At 31.1% G+C, this 17,576-nt stretch carries 18 protein-coding genes; all 18 read left to right on the top strand.

Going from position 1 to position 17,576, the window contains the following annotated elements; genetic code table 11:
* Positions 1 to 900, top strand: a complete 900-nt coding sequence (locus tag J0M08_08215) for a hypothetical protein (GenBank protein MBN8703035.1) — start codon at positions 1 to 3, stop codon at positions 898 to 900.
* Positions 878 to 1,915 (top strand): pseudaminic acid synthase, encoded by a 1,038-nt coding sequence (pseI, locus tag J0M08_08220; protein ID MBN8703036.1) that lies wholly within the window; start codon positions 878 to 880, stop codon positions 1,913 to 1,915. The genes J0M08_08215 and pseI overlap by 23 nt, the downstream gene beginning before the upstream one ends.
* The gene (gene pseF / locus J0M08_08225) at positions 1,916 to 2,617 is read left to right on the top strand and encodes a pseudaminic acid cytidylyltransferase (GenBank protein ID MBN8703037.1); all 702 of its coding nucleotides are present in this window, start codon (positions 1,916 to 1,918) and stop codon (positions 2,615 to 2,617) included.
* A complete protein-coding gene (locus tag J0M08_08230) occupies positions 2,618 to 3,550 on the top strand; it encodes a Gfo/Idh/MocA family oxidoreductase (GenBank protein ID MBN8703038.1) in 933 nt (310 codons plus the stop codon).
* A gap of 6 nt (positions 3,551 to 3,556) precedes the next feature.
* Positions 3,557 to 4,855 carry a DegT/DnrJ/EryC1/StrS family aminotransferase gene (locus tag J0M08_08235; GenBank protein ID MBN8703039.1) on the top strand — a complete coding sequence of 433 codons (1,299 nt, stop codon included), beginning with the start codon at positions 3,557 to 3,559 and terminating at the stop codon, positions 4,853 to 4,855.
* Positions 4,848 to 5,825 carry a hypothetical protein gene (locus J0M08_08240; protein MBN8703040.1) on the top strand — a complete coding sequence of 326 codons (978 nt, stop codon included), beginning with the start codon at positions 4,848 to 4,850 and terminating at the stop codon, positions 5,823 to 5,825. Before J0M08_08235 ends, J0M08_08240 begins: the two co-directional genes overlap by 8 nt.
* Positions 5,813 to 6,385, top strand: coding sequence for a GNAT family N-acetyltransferase (locus tag J0M08_08245; GenBank protein MBN8703041.1), 573 nt, complete (start codon positions 5,813 to 5,815; stop codon positions 6,383 to 6,385). The genes J0M08_08240 and J0M08_08245 overlap by 13 nt, the downstream gene beginning before the upstream one ends.
* Before the next feature lie 8 nt (positions 6,386 to 6,393).
* Positions 6,394 to 8,121, top strand: coding sequence for an HAD-IIIC family phosphatase (locus J0M08_08250; protein ID MBN8703042.1), 1,728 nt, complete (start codon positions 6,394 to 6,396; stop codon positions 8,119 to 8,121).
* Positions 8,111 to 8,341 carry an acyl carrier protein gene (locus tag J0M08_08255; protein MBN8703043.1) on the top strand — a complete coding sequence of 77 codons (231 nt, stop codon included), beginning with the start codon at positions 8,111 to 8,113 and terminating at the stop codon, positions 8,339 to 8,341. The genes J0M08_08250 and J0M08_08255 overlap by 11 nt, the downstream gene beginning before the upstream one ends.
* A 5-nt stretch (positions 8,342 to 8,346) precedes the next feature.
* Positions 8,347 to 9,117 carry a class I SAM-dependent methyltransferase gene (locus J0M08_08260; GenBank protein MBN8703044.1) on the top strand — a complete coding sequence of 257 codons (771 nt, stop codon included), beginning with the start codon at positions 8,347 to 8,349 and terminating at the stop codon, positions 9,115 to 9,117.
* Between the two features lie 11 nt (positions 9,118 to 9,128).
* Complete coding sequence (locus J0M08_08265; GenBank protein MBN8703045.1) at positions 9,129 to 10,262, top strand: N-acetyl sugar amidotransferase; 1,134 nt, start codon at positions 9,129 to 9,131, stop codon at positions 10,260 to 10,262.
* Positions 10,259 to 10,885: an imidazole glycerol phosphate synthase subunit HisH gene (gene hisH / locus J0M08_08270; protein ID MBN8703046.1), complete on the top strand. Its 627-nt coding sequence runs from the start codon at positions 10,259 to 10,261 to the stop codon at positions 10,883 to 10,885. The genes J0M08_08265 and hisH overlap by 4 nt, the downstream gene beginning before the upstream one ends.
* Positions 10,886 to 10,887: 2 nt before the next feature.
* Positions 10,888 to 11,754, top strand: a complete 867-nt coding sequence (gene hisF / locus J0M08_08275) for an imidazole glycerol phosphate synthase subunit HisF (protein MBN8703047.1) — start codon at positions 10,888 to 10,890, stop codon at positions 11,752 to 11,754.
* Positions 11,751 to 13,007, top strand: a complete 1,257-nt coding sequence (locus tag J0M08_08280) for an N-acetyl sugar amidotransferase (protein MBN8703048.1) — start codon at positions 11,751 to 11,753, stop codon at positions 13,005 to 13,007. Before hisF ends, J0M08_08280 begins: the two co-directional genes overlap by 4 nt.
* Before the next feature lie 122 nt (positions 13,008 to 13,129).
* Positions 13,130 to 14,359: a hypothetical protein gene (locus J0M08_08285; GenBank protein MBN8703049.1), complete on the top strand. Its 1,230-nt coding sequence runs from the start codon at positions 13,130 to 13,132 to the stop codon at positions 14,357 to 14,359.
* Positions 14,360 to 14,369: 10 nt separating this feature from the next.
* Positions 14,370 to 15,635 (top strand): polysaccharide biosynthesis C-terminal domain-containing protein, encoded by a 1,266-nt coding sequence (locus tag J0M08_08290; GenBank protein ID MBN8703050.1) that lies wholly within the window; start codon positions 14,370 to 14,372, stop codon positions 15,633 to 15,635.
* A 35-nt stretch (positions 15,636 to 15,670) separates the two neighbouring features.
* On the top strand, positions 15,671 to 16,546 hold the full coding sequence (locus J0M08_08295; protein MBN8703051.1) for an FkbM family methyltransferase: 876 nt from the start codon (positions 15,671 to 15,673) through the stop codon (positions 16,544 to 16,546).
* Positions 16,547 to 16,568: 22 nt separating this feature from the next.
* Positions 16,569 to 17,573: a hypothetical protein gene (locus J0M08_08300; protein ID MBN8703052.1), complete on the top strand. Its 1,005-nt coding sequence runs from the start codon at positions 16,569 to 16,571 to the stop codon at positions 17,571 to 17,573.
* Positions 17,574 to 17,576: the final 3 nt, after the last annotated feature.

The following is a 17,576-nucleotide window of genomic DNA, read 5'->3' on the forward strand; positions in this document are numbered from 1 at the left end:
ATGACTTTAGGCTTGCTGGTTAGTGGTTCATTAGGCTTAATAGTATTAAAGAGCCTCTTGGTAAATAAGAAGTCGATTAGTTTTGTTCTAACAGATAAAAATTCATTAGGTATTATTGAGATATGTAGAGATAATAATATTTTTTGTTTTGCAGGTAATCCTAGAAATGGTAGAGCATTAACTGTAATTAAAGACAAAAAATGCGATATTTTGCTATCAATAAATTATCTTTTTTTGATAGAAGATGATTTAATTAATTTGCCATCTAAAAAAGTAGCAATTAATTTTCATGGATCTTTATTGCCTAAATATAGGGGGCGTACGCCCCATGTTTGGGCTATTATAAACAACGAGACTGAAACTGGAGTTACTGCACATCTTATTGATTCGAAATGTGATACAGGCGACATTATTTCTCAAAGAAAAATTTCGATTGATAGAAATGATACAGGAGCAGATATTCTAGTAAAATTTAATTCTATTTATCCTTCTTTTGTACTAGAAATCCTAGGTCAAGTGGAAAAGGATATTGTCATTAATTCTTGCAAACAAGACGAGCAAAAGGCCACTTATTATGGTAAAAGAACTGAATTTGACGGAGAAATAAGTTGGGATTGGCAAAAAGAACGTATTTTTAACTGGGTTCGTGCTCAGGCAAAACCTTACCCGGGAGCATTTACTTTTAACAATGGGCAGAAAGTTATAATTCATAAAGTTGAATTCTCTGACATCGGTTTTGATTACAATGTTGTAAATGGAACAGTTGTTCTTATTGATTTGGATGGATTTGCTCATGTTAAAACACCAAACGGATGTTTAAAGTTAGTTGATATAGAGTTTTTAGGTAAATTTGAATTAAATCAAATACTTGGAAAAGATGGAGAAGGCGTCACAGCTTAATATAAGTTCTACTAGCAGGCCTTTTATAATTGCTGAAATGAGTGGTAATCACAACCAATCATTGGACCGTGCAATGGAAATTATTAAGGCTGCTGCAGAGTCCGGAGTCAATGCAATAAAACTACAAACGTATACAGCAGATACTTTGACAATAAACCATAAAGGTGGTTTTTTTGATATAACAGATGAAAAATCTTTGTGGGCCGGAAGAAACCTTTACGATCTTTATACACCTTGGGAATGGCATAAGCCTTTATTTGAGTATGCCAATAAATTAGGTTTAGTAGCTTTTAGCAGTCCTTTTGATGAAACTGCCGTAGATTTTTTGGAGTCTTTAAATGTACCACTTTATAAAGTAGCATCTTTTGAAAACAATCATCATCCTTTATTAAAAAAAATAGCTAGAACTGGTAAGCCTATAATTATGAGTACAGGAATATCTTCTATTCAAGATATTTCAGAATCTGTAGAAGTTTTGATGGAGAATGGGTGCGAAAAATTGATTTTATTAAAATGTACGAGTACATATCCCTCAACTTCAGAAAATACTAATTTGGCAACTATTCCATATCTAAAGGAGAAATTTCCCAATTGTTTGATTGGGTTAAGCGATCATACTATGGGAGTAGGTGTATCTATTGCTGCTATTGGTATGGGCGCTTGCGTAATTGAAAAACACTTTACTTTAAGAAGATCAGATGGAGGGGTTGATAGTGCATTTAGTATGGAACCAGAAGAAATGAAAGTATTGGTAGATGAGTCAGAGAAGGCTTGGCTTGCTATTGGTAAGGTTCAGTTAGAGGTTCAGCAAGTTGAGCAGAAAAGCTTACTTTTTAAGCGTTCAATATATGTAGTTAAGGATATTAATGAAGGAGAATTGCTTACGGAAGAAAATATTAGAGTTATTCGCCCTGGTAATGGAGAGCATCCAAGATATTTTGAATCACTAATAGGTAAAAAAGTAAAAAAGAAATTAGAAAAGGGCACTCCTTTTTCAATTAAATATATTCAGTAAATGCGCACAATAGCTATAATTACGGCAAGGGGAGGTAGCAAAAGAATACCAAGAAAGAATATTAAGCCTTTCTTAGGGAAGCCAATAATTCAATATTCAATTGAAGCTGCTATTAATTCTGAGTGCTTTGATGAGGTGATGGTATCTACAGAAGACCAGGAGATAGCTGAGTTTGCACAAAAAAATGGCGCAAATGTGCCTTTTTTTCGATCTGCTGAAAATTCAGATGACTTTTCTACTACTGCAGATGTTTTATTGGAAGTATTGTCTGAATATAAATCAAAAGGAATTGAGTTTGATTATGCTTGTTGTATTTATCCCACAGCTCCATTCGTTTCAGCACAAAAATTGAAGCATGCTTTCGATCGGTTAGTTTCAGAAAATGCGTTGTCCGTTATTCCTATAGTAAAGTTTGGGTTTCCAATTTTGCGATCTCTTAAGCAAGAAAACGGATTTGTTGCTTTTAATTGGCCTGAATATTTAAATTCTCGATCCCAAGATTTACCTAATTCTTTTCATGATGCAGGACAGTTTTATTTTTTCAGAACTCATGATTTTTTTCGAGATAAAAAATTATTTACATCGAAAACAATTGGTTTAGAAATGCCTGAATCAGAAGTTCAAGATATTGATAATGAGGAAGATTGGAAATTGGCGGAAATTAAATACACGTTTTTGCAAGAACGGAATAAAAAACAGTAAATGTATAAAGCTTTATTAATTGGATGTGGAAATATTGGAGCTTTATATGATATTGATAAGGATAGTGTATTAACTCATGCAAAGGCGTATCATTTATCTGAAAATTTTAAACTATTTATTTACGATACTAACATTGAAGCTGCAAATAGAGTAGCTGCCAAATATAACGCAACTGTAGTTCAAGATATTTTTAATGAAAAATTTTATAAATACGATTGTATTAGCATTGCATCGCCTACCGTAACTCATTTCGATATTTTAAAAAAGGCAATTACTGAAAGAGTGAAGGTAGTGCTCTGCGAAAAACCTATAACTTATAAAAGTTCAGAACTACTAGATCTTGAAAACTTATACAAGTTATCATCTACAAAAATTATCGTAAATTATATAAGAAGATTTCAGGAAAAGTACTCTATTCTAAAATCAACTATAGATAAGTGCTTTCCAAATACATTACCAAATGAAATTGTAATTAGGTATACTCGTGGTTTTGCAAATAATTGTAGCCACGCATTAGACACTTTGTCATTCCTGCTTAATAAAGACACCAATTTAGATGTGCAAGTAGAATCAAGCCCCGTTTTTGATGCTTTTGAGAAAGACCCAACAGTTTCATTAAAAGGATTTTGGAATGAAATTCCTATTTATTGTCAAGGATTAATTAATGTTGAATATCCGCTTTTTGAAATCGAACTAATTTATACTGCAGGTTATGTTTCCATTAGAAATTCTGGAAACACAATCGAGGTTTTTGAGCGAAGAAAAACAGATTCTTATTTGTTACCTTTGATTCAAATGGAAAATTGTATCAAAGATTATATGATTCCTGTTGTAGATAATGTTTTTAGAATTTTGGATGGAGAAATAGAAAGAGACAATTTTATAGAATCTATAAATATGAATAAAGAAGTACTAAGAGTAATCAATTTATAATAAAGTATGGCAAAACTGGCTATTAACGGAGGTGTTCCGATTAGGAAAAAATTATTTCCTGCCTATAATACAATAGGAGAGGAAGAGAAGAAGGCTGTAATGAGCGTTTTAAATAGTGGCAACTTATCGCAGTTTTTAGGAGCATGGCACAAAGATTTTTATGGAGGACCTACAGTCCAACAATTTGAAAAAAACTGGAGTGCTGTATTTCAATCCAAGTACGCTATTTCCCTTAATTCAAATACTTCAGGATTATTTACTGCAATTGGAGCCTGTGGAATTAAACCTGGAGATGAAGTAATTGTTTCTCCTTATACTATGAGTGCAAGCGCATTGGCTCCAATTATATATGGCGCTGTTCCGGTTTTTGCAGATGTCGATTACGATAATTTTGGGCTAAGTCCAGAAAGTATTGAAAAAAATATTACTCCAAGAACCAAGGCAATAATAGTAGTACATATTTTTGGCAACCCTGCTAAAATGGATGAAATAATGGCAATTGCCCAAAAATATAATCTTTTTATTATAGAAGATTGTGCGCAAGCGCCCATGGCTAAGTATAAGAATAAATATGTTGGCACAATTGGTCATATTGGCGTATTTAGTTTGAACTATCATAAACATATACATACAGGTGAAGGAGGAGTTATTATAACTAATAGTGATAATTTGGCTGAGCGATGTTATTTAATTCGGAATCATGGAGAAAATATTGTGGAGCCTAAAGGTGTTAAAGACGCGTTTAATACCTATGGATTTAACTATAGAATGACAGAAATGGAGGCTGCTGTTGGGATTGAACAATTAAAAAAACTTCCTAAATTAATCGATGAGCGACTGAAAAATGCAGCTTATTTTGCTAGTAAATTAGGTGCTATCGATGGCATAGAGGCCCCGTTAATTGATGATAATGCGTTAGCTGTTTATTATTTGCAAGCTTTTAAGTTTAAAAAGGATAAAATAGGAGTTGATAGAAATATTTTTATTAATGCAATTAAAGCTGAAATTCCTTCTGCAGAATTAAGAGAGGATACACCTCTAATTGGATCCGGTTATGTAAAACCTCTTTATTTGCAACCCTTGTATCAGCAAAGAGCCACACATTGTTCATTCAACTGTGAAAAATATAAGGGGCAGGTAAATTATAGTAAAGGAATTTGTCCAAATGCAGAGAAGTTACATTTTGAAGAATTATTTACACATGAGTATATGAGACCCGGTATGACAAAGCAAGATATAGATGATGTAATTTCTGCTTTTTATAAAGTAAATGATAATATCAGTGAGTTAGTTGTAAATGTATAATTTGTCAGGAAAAGGGTTATTTGTTTTTAGTGATCCTGGTGGAGCTAAGCCTATACTAGCCTATATAACACTATTTAATTTAAATAATTCTTGTATTGTAATTTCTGATAGGGAGTATGTTTTTTTTTCAGACTATTTAGTACCTGTCCAAAAATACAAAGGAGAGTTACCTATTGATTACATTAAAAAAAATAGACCCGACTTCATATTTACAGGAACTTCGTATACATCAAAAATTGAGTTGTCGTTTATTGAAGCCGCAAATAAACTAAATATACCTACATATACTTTTGTTGATCATTACACACGCTTTTTGGATAGATTTGAAATTAGATCCAATGAATTTATTTTCCCACGATTTATTTTGGTTGGTGATGAAAAGCTCTATTCCATAGCTAAACAAAGTGTATTTAATTCAGAAGTATTAGTAAGTGGAAATTTCCACCATCAATTTTTAAGAAAATGGAAACCCTCCGCTTCCAAGTACAACTTTTTTAAAGAAAATGAAATACCTACAGAAGGTAAGATAATTGTATTTGCTCCAGACCCCTTAACAAATGTTGGAGGAGCTGCTGTTTATGGATTGGATGAGATAAGTGTGTTTAAAGAATTGGCAAATGTATTTAGACGTTTTAATTGTGATGAATATACTTTTATTATTAAAACACATCCAAACCAAAATGTTGAATTGTTAAAAGCTGAAGCTGCATTAATTGATGATGTTAATATCCTTTTTACCCCAAATGCAAACACCAACAGTTTGTTATACTATTCTGATTTGGTAATTGGTATATTCTCTAATATCTTAGTAGAGGCAAACATAATGGGAGTAAAAGTTGTAAGGTATTTAAATAAACTAACAGCAATTGATCCATTTAAAGATTTAAACTTGGGAATAGCCATTAATAGTCAAGATGAGTTATATGATTATTTATCAAAAGATTTAAAAGTAAAAGCATGCAAGAAGTAATCGATCCACGCGATATTTTTATTAAGGGAAAAAGTGTTGTTTTAAAAGCGCTAACTAAGAGTGACGTTGAAAATAGCAACTGGTATGGGTGGTTTAATGACGAGGAATTAAGTAAAACACTTCAGAAACATTATTTTCCTAATTCCTTAGAATCTCAACTAGATTTTTGGGAGAAAAATATACTAAACTCGAGGGATAAACTTCAACTAGGTATTTGTAGGACAGATAGTTCTAATTTGTTAGGCGTAGTAAGTTTAAATAATATTGATTTTATAAATAGAAAGTGTGAATATGCTATTGTAGTTGGTGAGAAGTCTGGTCAAAATATTAATATTTTTTTAGAAACTACCAATCTGATATTTAACCACGCATTTAATACATTGAATATGAATAGAATATATGGTGGGGGTATTTCAAAGGAACTGGTAAGTTTAATGTGTAGGTCTCTTGGTTGCAAGGAAGAAGGAGTTTCTAGGCAAGAAATTTTTAAAAATGGAGAGTACCATGATGCTTACAGATATGGCATTCTAAAAAGTGAATTTGTTTTTAAGTTAAGATAAGGAATAGAATGAAATTCTCTGAGATTCTGCGTTTAAATAAGGAATTTAGATTTTCTCTTGAAAAAACTCCAGTTTATCCTATTTCCGTGATATCTAATGTTGTTGTAAATCAATTGCAACCAATATTGGAGTATGAGTTAAGAGTTAATTTCGTTAATGCTGAAGTAGCTATTGGGGATTACGATGCTATAATTCAAGATAGTGTAAAATCTTCAGAAAAAAGTATGGTGGTTTTGTTTTGGGAAATTGCCAATCTTATCGATGGTTTTCAATATAAAGCCCCTTTATTGTCATTAAAAGAGACGGAAGAGCTTGTTGAAAGATTTAAGTCGGAAATAGACTTTGCGCTAAAAAACTTAGAAAAACTTCCTTTGGTTCTTTTTAATAAGTTCAGTACACTAGCATTCAACCATCCCTATATAAAAAAAAATAATTTTGATTTTATTTGCGATCAACTTAATAATTACATTGAGTCAAAACAATCTCATAATGTTATAATAATTGACATTGATAAATTAATAGCTAAATGTTCAATAGAAAAATCTTTTGATTTTAGAAATTATTATTCTTCTAAAGCCCTTTATTCGGTAGACTTTTTTAGGGAATACGCTTCGTTTATTAAGCCAATAGTTTTATCTGCAACAGGTAAGTCAAAAAAAGCATTGATATTTGATTGCGATAATACACTTTGGAATGGGATAGTTGGAGAGGATGGGTTAGATGGAATTCAAATGTCTTCTAAAACAGCAAAAGGTGTAGTCTTTGAAGAGGTGCAACATTTGGCTAAAGACTTAGCACGTAAGGGAATTGTTATTGGATTAAATAGTAAGAATAATGCCTCAGATGTTAACGAGGTATTTAGCAATAATAAAGCAATTACTATTAAGGATGAAGATATTGTAATTAAGAAGGTTAACTGGAATGATAAAGTGTCAAATCTAAAGGAAATTGCAAAAGATTTGAATATTGGGATTGATAGCCTATTATTTGTAGATGATTCTGATTTTGAAATAAACCTAGTAAGAGAAACCCTACCTCAAGTTGTTACGATGCAAGTTCCAAAACAGCTTTATTTGTATCCACAAGAATTTCGTAAAAGGCAAGAATGTTTTTTTACGTTATCTAATTCCAATGAAGACTCTAATCGTATTAAAATGTACAAAGATGAGCAAAAGAGAGAAACAGAAAAAGCATCTTTTGTCAATATAGGTGAGTATTTAAAGTCGCTCGACTTGAGTATTGTGGTTTATATTGATAATAAAGCTCAAATTGCACGTATTGCACAGCTTACTCAAAAGACAAATCAGTTTAACTTTACAACCAAAAGATATACTGAAACAGAAATTACTAGCTTTATTGAAAGCAAATCACATAAAGTATTTACAATTGAAGTAAGAGATAAATTTGGAGATTTTGGATTAACAGGGGTAATTATTGTTGAAATTAAAGACGATTCAGCTCTAATTGATACTTTTTTAATGAGTTGTAGGGTTTTAGGGAGGAACTTAGAACTTAAATTTTTAGATTTGGTAATCGAAGAGCTTAGACTTATTGGAATTAAAAAAATTGTGGCATCTTATTATAAAACAATAAAAAATAATCAGGTTCAAGTTTTTTATGAGAATAATGGTTTTTTAGTAATGAAACAAAATGAGATTGAAAAGTTTTATGAACTCAATATTGCCAATTATAAATTACATCAATTAGATTACATTAGCTCAAAATATGATAGATAAAATAAAATTAATAATGGCTACAGTTTTTGATGTAGAGTCATCTTCTATAGCTCAAGAAACATCTTCTGAAACTATTGAAAAGTGGGATTCAATTAACCATATGAATTTGATTACGTCATTAGAAGATGAATTTGATATTCGTTTTGATGATGCTGAAATTGCAGAAATGCTTAATTTTAAAGCTATTTTTGAAAGTGTTACTAAAAAAATTAACAAGTAAATAAAATGACAAAGGATTTAAACGAATTGCAACAGGTCTATGATTATGCTTCATATTTACCTGAACAATATAGAAATGAAATAGAAGAGTACTATACCAATAGTATTGGAACAAACGCCTGGAAACTACAAAATTTTCCTAAATATGTTCCTCGTCAGTCTCTCACTAGATTTTTGGTTAGATACGAAATATTCAAAAAAATATTAAATATTCAAGGTTCTATAGTTGAGATTGGCGTTTTAGATGGTGCTAGTTTAATGTCTTGGGCTCAGTTTAGTGCAATATTTGAACATTTAAATCATCAACGGAAGATTTTTGGTTTTGATATGTTTGGTGATAAGCCTTCAATTGGAGAACATGATAAAACAGGTATTGCATTGAAGCAGTATGAGGATGGGAAAATGGGATTGGATTCGTTTGAAGATATTTCAAAAGCGATAAAAGTATTTGATAAAAATAGATTTCTAAATTCTATTGAGAAGGTTGTTTTGGTAAAAGGCGATGTTAAAAAAACAGCTCCTGAGTTTATTCAAAAAAATCCGGAAACAATTGTTAGTTTGCTTTATCTGGATGTAAATCTTTACGAGCCTACCAAAGCTGCTTTAGATGCCTTTTTGCCTAGAATGCCAAAAGGCGCTGTAATTGTTTTCGATGAATTAAATGATAGAGGTTTACCAGGTGAGACTCTAGCGGTTTTGGATTCTATCGATATTAAAAAATTAAGGATAGAACGTTTCCCATTTGATACAAAAATTTCTTTTGCTGTAATTGACTAATTAATTCAATTGTGAAGTACTGTAAAGAATGTCTTCAAACGGATAGCAGACCTGGTATAGCTTTTAATAAAGAGGGAGTATGTCCGGCATGTACCTATCATAAAAGTTTAAGTCTTGTTGACTGGGATGAGCGTAGAGCAGAATTAGATACTATTGTATCCTTTGGTAAAGCGAATAATAGTTCCGGATATGACTGTATTATTGGTGTAAGTGGTGGTAAAGATAGTACTCGTCAGGCATTTTTTGTAAAAGATGTATTGAAAATGAATCCTTTGTTAGTTTGTTTGAGTTATCCTCCAGAACAAATTACACAAAGAGGAGTTGATAATGTGTCAAATATGATTAAACATGGATTTGATTGTATTGTAATAAATCCTGCACCCCAAACTTGGCGAACTCTTATGAGAAGAGGGTTTCTAGAATTTGGAAATTGGGGTAAATCTACCGAATTAGCTTTGTTTAGTAGTGTTCCAAGATTAGCTATTGCGTATCAAATTCCATTAATTTGGTGGGGTGAAAATGCCGCATTACAATTAGGAGATTTAAATGTTATGGGCAAAAATGGAAGTGATGGAAATAATTTACGTAAAATGAATACTTTAGGTGGCGGGGATTATACTTGGATATTGAAAGATAATGAGATAAAAAAAAATGAAATTCTTCAATATTGTTATCCTTCAGAAAAAGATATGGAGGATGCCAATTTAAGAATTACATTTTTAGGCTATTTTTGGAAAGATTGGTCACTAAGAGATAATGGTAATTTTTCTGCACTAAGAGGTTTAGAAATTAGAAATGAAAACCCTGTTGATATTGGAGATTATTTGGGTGTTACAGGTTTAGATGAGGATTGGGTAGGATTGAACCAAATGATAAAGTATCTTAAATATGGATTTGGTCGCGTAACAGACTATGTAAATGAAGATATTCGAAATGGTCGTTTAACTAGAGATGAAGCTATACAGTTGGTAGAGAAATACGATGGAAAATGTTCAGGTAGTTATATAAAGAGTTTTTCGGATTATATCGGAATTACAGTCGATGATTTTTGGGGTCAAATAGATTCTTATGTAAACAAAAGTTTGTTTGAAAAGGATAATAATCTCAGGTGGAAACCTAAATTTAAAGTTGGGTTTAATTCGTGAGTAAGAAACAAAAAATAGTAATTATTGATTATGGTGTTGGAAATGTGCATTCCGTTGCAAACGCTATTTCTTTTCTTGGTTATAGTAAATTAAAAATATCAGATAAGGAGATTGATATTAATGGAGCTGACACTTTGATTTTGCCAGGGGTTGGAGCTTTTGATGAGGCAATGAGAAATTTAAATAAAAGGAATTTACATTTAATTTTGGGGGAAAATGTTTTAGTGAAAAAGAAGAAAATTTTAGGAATTTGTGTAGGTATGCAAATGTTGGCTTCGTATTCTGAAGAGAATGGGATACATAAAGGATTGGATTGGATTAAAGGAAGTGTTAAAAAACTTGAAGTTTCTAGCCCTTTTTCTGTTCCTCATGTTGGATGGAATGATATTCTTATTAAGAAATCTGCCCCTCTTTTTGATAATTGTATTAATATGGCGCATTTCTATTTTGACCATAGTTATCATTTTGAAACAGAGTTGTCTAATATTGCCGCAGAATGCGACTATGGAATTAAATTAACTGCAGCGGTTCAATTAGAAAATATTTTTGGGGTTCAATTTCATCCGGAAAAAAGTCAATTAAATGGACTAAGGATGTTTCGTTCTTTTTTCAATTCTATATAAATATGCTAAAGAAACGTATTGTAGCTACATTAGTTGTAAAGAACAATATTGTTGTTCAAAGTATAGGTTTTTCAAAATTTCTGCCCGTAGGTAAGCCAGATATTGCAGTTGAGTTTTTGAATCAATGGGGGGTAGATGAAATAATTTTTTTAGATATTGATGCTACAAAATACAAACGATTACCTAATTATTCGTTAATTAAAAAAATTTCTCGTAAGTGTCAGGTTCCGTTAACAGTTGGTGGTGGAATAAAAGATATTAACCATATTAAAGAATTAATGCACTGTGGAGCAGATAAGGTTTCGTTGAATAATAGTGCAATAAATAATTCAGAATTAATTTCTGAAGCAGCTACCGTATTTGGGAATCAATGTGTCGTGGCGTCAATCGATGCTACGTACATTAACAACCAATATAAAGTTTATGATTATACTTCGAAAAAAATAATTGATAGATTACCTGCTGATTTTGCAGTTGATATGGAGAGGGCAGGTGCAGGTGAAATTTTAATTAATTCTGTTGACAGAGATGGTTGCTACACAGGATTTGATTTGAATCTCATTAATTCTGTTTGCAATGCTGTAAGAGTTCCTGTTATATGTAGTGGAGGAGCAAAGAATGCAATCGATTTTGTTGAAGTGTTTCAAAAAACGAATGTTTCTGCAGCAGCAGCGGCTAATTTTTTTCATTTTTCAGAACATAGTGTTATTACCTCTAAGGCATTTGTATCAAATAGATTACCTATCAGAATTGAAACGCAGGCTACATATCATTCATCTTCTTTTGATTTAGACCTTAGACTTCAAAAAAAAAATGATGATGCTCTTGAGAAATTGTTATTTACTAAAATTGAAAAAGAGTTAATATAATGATTTGTAGTAGGTGCTTATATACAGATAATCATCCATTGAATATAACCTTTGATGATGATGGGGTTTGCAGTGGATGTAGGGTGCATGAAGAGAAAGATACTTTAGATTGGAATCTTAGGTCAGAGAAACTTGAATCTATACTAAACGAATATAGAAATAAGTCAGGAAATAATTATGATTGTATAATTCCTGTAAGTGGTGCTAGGGATTCATATTTTATTGTACATACAATAAAGAATATATATAAAATGAACCCTTTGCTTGTTACATACAACAAGCAGTATAATACAGATTTGGGTATCAGAAATCTTGCGAATCTAAGAATAAAGTTTAACTGCGATATAATGACTCTTACTGTTAATCCAGAAACAGTAAAAAGAATAACAAGAGCCTCTCTGAGAAAACTTGGAAGTATTTATTGGCATTGTATTGCAGGACAAACTGTTTATCCCGTGCAGGTTGCTGTTAAGTTCAAAATACCATTAATTGTATGGGGTGCTCATCAAGGTCTTGATCAAGTAGGAATGTTTTCTCATTTGGACGAAGTGGAGATGACTCGAAAATATAGAAAGGAGCATGATTTAATGGGGTATGAAGCAGAAGATTTTGTGGATGAGTTTGATGGAATTAGTATAGATGATATTACACAATTTAAGTATCCTGAAGATATAGAACTAGAACAAGTAGGTGTTCGCGGCATATATCTTAATAATTATATTCGTTGGGATTCAATGGATCAGCATAGGAAAATGATTGAGATGTATGATTACGAATCCTATCCACAAACTAGAACATTTGACCCCTATAATGATGTTGATTGTTTTAATTATTCTGACGTACACGACTATATTAAATTTTTGAAACATGGATACTCTAAAGTTACTGACCATGCTTGTAGGGAAATTCGACTAAGAAAAATTACAAGAGAAGAAGGAGAACGGTTGGTGCAAAAGTATTCTCATATTTATCCTAAAAATTTGTCACTTTTTTTAGATTGGATAGGAATGACAGAAAATGCCTTTAATTATATAATTGATGCCCATCGAAATAAAGAAAAATGGAATAGAGATGAGAATTGGCAATGGCAACTGCAAAACGCAATTAATTATACTGTTGATAAGTCCTTAATCGAAAAATCAAGATTACCTCTTTTAAAAAGTAGTTTTAACATTAGAAATACACCTTTAAAAAGAAAAAATTATAAAGAAAATAAATATATATTAGTTGGCAGAGGATTTGGAGAGAGTTAGAATGAGTAGTATTTTTTTCGTGACAAGAGTTAATCGATTTGTAATGTTTTATTGTTGATTTGTGTCATGTTTTTTTTCGATTTACAAAGCTCATCTTTTATATATTTGACAAACATTTTTAAATGTCTCCCAAAAAAATACTATTAGTTACAGGTCCTGACAGAAAAGATAATTATGATTTTTTGTCGAAAGATACCTATAACGACTATTATATTTTATGGCACGAAACTAATAATCAATTGAATGTTTGTGCGGATTTTATTAAGGAAAATTATTTTTGGAAGGATTATAAAACACCATTTGAGTTTATTGATAGTGTTAACCCCGATGTTATAGTTTTTTTTGAGATTTACGACATTAAGCAGATTGCTCTTTGTATAGCTGCAAAAAAAAGGGGTATTAAAACTTTCTATCTAAATCATGGTGCTGCAAGTAATATTCAGTTTGCTATTAGTATAAATAGCGAATTGAGAAAAAGGAATTTTTTTGAGAAAGTAAAAAAAATATTCTCTAAGCCAATTGGAATAATTATCAATTTGTTTTTTTATTACAGTACATTGTTTTCTATAAAGAAGGGAAATCGGTTTAAGTTTTGTGTTTTACCGTTTCATATTTTTTGGTCTCAAAGTTTTCATGCACTCCATCGCATTTATTTTGAGGAACGCATCCCTCAAACATTTATAATTTTTTGTAGAAATAGTTATCTCGAAGCCCAATATCAATACCACTGCACTCAAGAAAATGTAATTTACACGGGGGTTCCTAATTTTGACTCTTATTTTGTAATGATGAACGACAAAAAAGCCTTAACTCAATCAAAAGTCTGTATTACTTTCGTTGATCATCCTTATTTGGAGGTTGGATGGAGAAATTGGACTCCTGAGTTTCATAAAAAAATGGCTTTTAGCTTAAATGCATTTGCCATTAAGAATAATTTGAGTTTATTTATAAAGCTTCATCCTAGGTCAGACAAAAGAAGGTGGGAGAGTTACGGGCTTAGCAAGGATAATATAACACTATTGCAATTTGAAGATTGTTTAGAATATTACCATAAATCGGCATTAATTATAGGATATTCATCTTCTATTATGACAGGCTTTTTATCTGCCAGAAAGAATGTTGTGTTGGTTGGATGGAATCCCCAGCCTGAAATTATCGGCTTTGATTTTTCGCAACATTCAATATGTCATTCTTCATTAGATATAAATGATTTAGATACAAAATTTGAATTTTGGATAAGAAATAATTTAGCAGAAAAAAATGAAAATGAATATGCAAACTTCATAGAGCAGAACAATTTTCCTTTTGATGGAAAAGCAACACAGCGCATTATAAATTGTATTAATCAATGATTTTTAGGTAATGTTCAAAAAATTATTTAAGTCATTTTCTATTTATTCGCTTAGTTCTGTAATATCTGCTATTTTAGGTCTTTTAATACTCCCAATATTAACCAAACATTTGTCTCAAAAAGACTATGGGATTACTGCCTTGTTTAATGCATATGTACTTGTACTATCTCCTTTCTTAAACTTAAGTTCTGGAGGCTATTTTTGGATTCAGTTTTTTAAAAAAGAAAACTCTAAATCCGACTTAAATAAATTGTTTTCGACCTATTTTTGGTTTGTACTTTTTTCTCTTGTTGCAATTACAATAGTTATTGCATTTGTGTTTCCATTTTTTCAAGACTATTCGATTTTTTCTTTTGTTTTTATTTTACTGCTTCCTCTAACCTCTTTCTTATCAATTCTTAGCGATGAACCTAAGAATTTTTTTATTAATTCGAAATTTACCATTTCCTATTTCGTTTATTCTGTATTTATAACAATTGTAGAATTAGGTTTGACGTACTATTTTGTAGTATATGTTTTTCGAAGTTGGGAGGGACGAATATTAGCATGGATTTGTTCGCTTATTATGCAGTTTTTATTTAGTATTTGGCTCTTTGGAATAAAGGTTAAATTAATCTCATTTAGCTTTGATAAAAATGTGCTATATAAAATATTAAATTTTGGTTACCCTCTTATATTTCATCAATTAGGAAAGTTTGTAGTTAATCAAAGTGATAGACTATTTATAACAAAAATGGTTTCGATTGATGAGGCGGGTGTTTACAGTATTGGATATCAAATAGGAGCTACAATATTGTTGCCAATTATAGCTTTTGGTAATTATTATAGCCCATTCGTAATGGAACGTCTGGTAGCTATTGATAATTTCAAGAAGCTTGAGATTACAAAAATGTCTTATACTTTCCTTGGGTTTATGCTCCTTTTCTTTTTTTTGCAAATACTAATTGCTCCTTTCTTTTTTGATGTTTTTATTGATAAAAAGTTTGAACAGGGATTGGAGTACGTTTTTTGGACAGGGTTAGCTTATGTATTTTGGGGAGCTTACTTAATGTTTTCTTCTGTTCTTTTTTATTATGGTAAAACAAAATTTTTAGGTTGGATATCCATATTTAATATTTTATTGAATTGCGTTTTAAATTATTTTTTTATACTTCATTTTGGTGCAATTGGGGCAGCATATGCCACTCTTGTCAGTTTTATTTGTATATTTTTTATTTCTGCTTGGTATAGTAATAGACTCTTTCCGATGCCATGGTTGTTTTTCGTTAATAAATAACTAAATTGTGCGCTTTTATAAGTGAAAAGTGAAAAATGAAAAAAATATTAAAAGAAATCTACCGTTTAATTCCATTTAAAAAACAATTTTTTTTGTTTATTAAATTTTTTTGGACACCACCACACTCTATTTATAAACACCTCCATTTTAATGATGAAATATTAATTAGTGTAGATAATAGTCATAAGTTTAAAATGATGCATTATGGTTTTCAGGTAGAGAATGATTTGTTTTGGGAAGGAATTCATAGTGGTTATGAGGGAATGTCCATGAATCTATGGATAAAATTAGCTAGAAAATCTAATGTTGTTTTTGATATTGGAGCCAATACAGGTACGTATTCTATGGTTACTAAATGTATCAATCCCAATGCTAGAGTATTTGCAATTGAACCAGTTAAAAGAGTTTTTGAAAAGCTAAAGGCAAATGCTCATATAAATAATTTTGATATAGTATGTATTGAAGCCGCTGCATCTAATAATGTAGGGGTAGCAACCATTTACGACACATTTGAAGCACATACTTATTCTGTTACAGTTAATAAAAACAGAAACTTGGCGGAGACGAAAGTATTTACCACGGAGATAAATACAACTACCCTTGATAGTATTATTGAAAAATATGCCATACCAAAGATTGACTTGATGAAGATTGATGTTGAAACACATGAACCAGAAGTATTGGAGGGGTATAGAAAGTATTTTGCTTTGCATAAACCAACTTTATTAATTGAGATATTGAATGATGAAGTTGGTAAAAGAGTTGAAGATTTTGTTAAACCGCTTGGCTATTTGTTTTTTAGTTTAGAAGAGGGCGATTCGATTAAAAAAGTAGATAAGATAATTCAACGCGGTTTCCTTAATTATCTTCTTTGTAGTAGTGAAACTGCTAAAGAATTAGAATTAGTTTAACTTTTAGATCTTTGTTTTAAATATGGAAAGAAAGGGTATTCAATTTTATATTGATACATTTTTTAAAATTTGTACAGAAGAGCGTAAAAATAGATATGAGGCTCATACAATAGCTCATCCATATCTTTATCGGCTTGCAAAAGAAGGTAGTGAGACTATTTTTGAAGTTTTGAAAATGGCAATGTTAGAACCAGACTTCTTTCATCGCAAGGAGGCTAGTCATGCTTTTCAAATTAATCTTACAGGACATTTTGAGCACGAATTTAACTGTAGTTTTTTTGTTCCCATTGCTAGTAGAGAGATTACACACTCGTATTCTCCAATGCATACCCATGGTCCCTATATGATTTCAACTATTAATGCTTATGGAGAAGGTTATAATTCTTTAATTTTTCAAAAAGGATTTAATGTAGTTGATCCTCAAACTGGGCAAGTAGAGATGAAGTTGCAAAAATATCTACGACACAAGCCTCTTAATATTGAGTTTATGGATGAAGATACAGCACATACTGTATTTTATCCTAGAGAAATATGTGTTACTTACGCTTTTTGGACTCATTCTAGGCCCACAAGTAAAATTAATAAGCTGCGTAATCTAAATCTTGTGAGAAAGAATAAAGAGTTAATTAAAAAAATCATCAAACGTCTTATCCCTTCCCCATCAGCAGTTGGTATTGCAGTACACAATGAAGATTATTTTTACCCTAAAGATGGAAAACTATTTAAGGGTTCTGGCAGAGAGATTCAACCAACAATAAATTCATTCCCTCAGAATTTTTTCGCTGTTATTCAAGAAATTGGATTTAACGATTTAAGCTTTTTAGAGGAACTAAAAAGAAAACTTCCTCCTTCTGATTTAAATTTGGCTGGAGAATGGATCGATAAATTTATTAAAGGAGAAAAGATTCAGCTTAATTATGACGGATATAATACACTTCACCCAAGGAGAAATGTTCACATTGATGAGTATAGAAAGGTTTACGAATTCTCTTTGGAAGAGGAATATATTAATTCGTTTTCCAAATAATTT

The organism is Bacteroidota bacterium, assembly GCA_017303975.1.
Classification (GTDB): domain Bacteria; phylum Bacteroidota; class Bacteroidia; order JAFLBG01; family JAFLBG01; genus JAFLBG01.

What these genes read in the sequence shown, in the direction of transcription:
- pseF (MBN8703037.1), top strand. Translation starts at nt 1,916, where the DNA reads ATGCGCACAATAGCTATAATTACGGCAAGGGGAGGTAGCAAAAGAATA.
- J0M08_08295 (MBN8703051.1), top strand. Translation starts at nt 15,671, where the DNA reads ATGAAAAAAATATTAAAAGAAATCTACCGTTTAATTCCATTTAAAAAA.
- J0M08_08290 (MBN8703050.1), top strand. Translation starts at nt 14,370, where the DNA reads ATGTTCAAAAAATTATTTAAGTCATTTTCTATTTATTCGCTTAGTTCT.
- J0M08_08285 (MBN8703049.1), top strand. Translation starts at nt 13,130, where the DNA reads ATGTCTCCCAAAAAAATACTATTAGTTACAGGTCCTGACAGAAAAGAT.
- J0M08_08250 (MBN8703042.1), top strand. Translation starts at nt 6,394, where the DNA reads ATGAAATTCTCTGAGATTCTGCGTTTAAATAAGGAATTTAGATTTTCT.
- J0M08_08300 (MBN8703052.1), top strand. Translation starts at nt 16,569, where the DNA reads ATGGAAAGAAAGGGTATTCAATTTTATATTGATACATTTTTTAAAATT.
- J0M08_08255 (MBN8703043.1), top strand. Translation starts at nt 8,111, where the DNA reads ATGATAGATAAAATAAAATTAATAATGGCTACAGTTTTTGATGTAGAG.
- J0M08_08215 (MBN8703035.1), top strand. Translation starts at nt 1, where the DNA reads ATGACTTTAGGCTTGCTGGTTAGTGGTTCATTAGGCTTAATAGTATTA.
- J0M08_08245 (MBN8703041.1), top strand. Translation starts at nt 5,813, where the DNA reads ATGCAAGAAGTAATCGATCCACGCGATATTTTTATTAAGGGAAAAAGT.
- J0M08_08240 (MBN8703040.1), top strand. Translation starts at nt 4,848, where the DNA reads ATGTATAATTTGTCAGGAAAAGGGTTATTTGTTTTTAGTGATCCTGGT.
- J0M08_08235 (MBN8703039.1), top strand. Translation starts at nt 3,557, where the DNA reads ATGGCAAAACTGGCTATTAACGGAGGTGTTCCGATTAGGAAAAAATTA.
- hisF (MBN8703047.1), top strand. Translation starts at nt 10,888, where the DNA reads ATGCTAAAGAAACGTATTGTAGCTACATTAGTTGTAAAGAACAATATT.
- pseI (MBN8703036.1), top strand. Translation starts at nt 878, where the DNA reads ATGGAGAAGGCGTCACAGCTTAATATAAGTTCTACTAGCAGGCCTTTT.
- J0M08_08230 (MBN8703038.1), top strand. Translation starts at nt 2,618, where the DNA reads ATGTATAAAGCTTTATTAATTGGATGTGGAAATATTGGAGCTTTATAT.
- J0M08_08260 (MBN8703044.1), top strand. Translation starts at nt 8,347, where the DNA reads ATGACAAAGGATTTAAACGAATTGCAACAGGTCTATGATTATGCTTCA.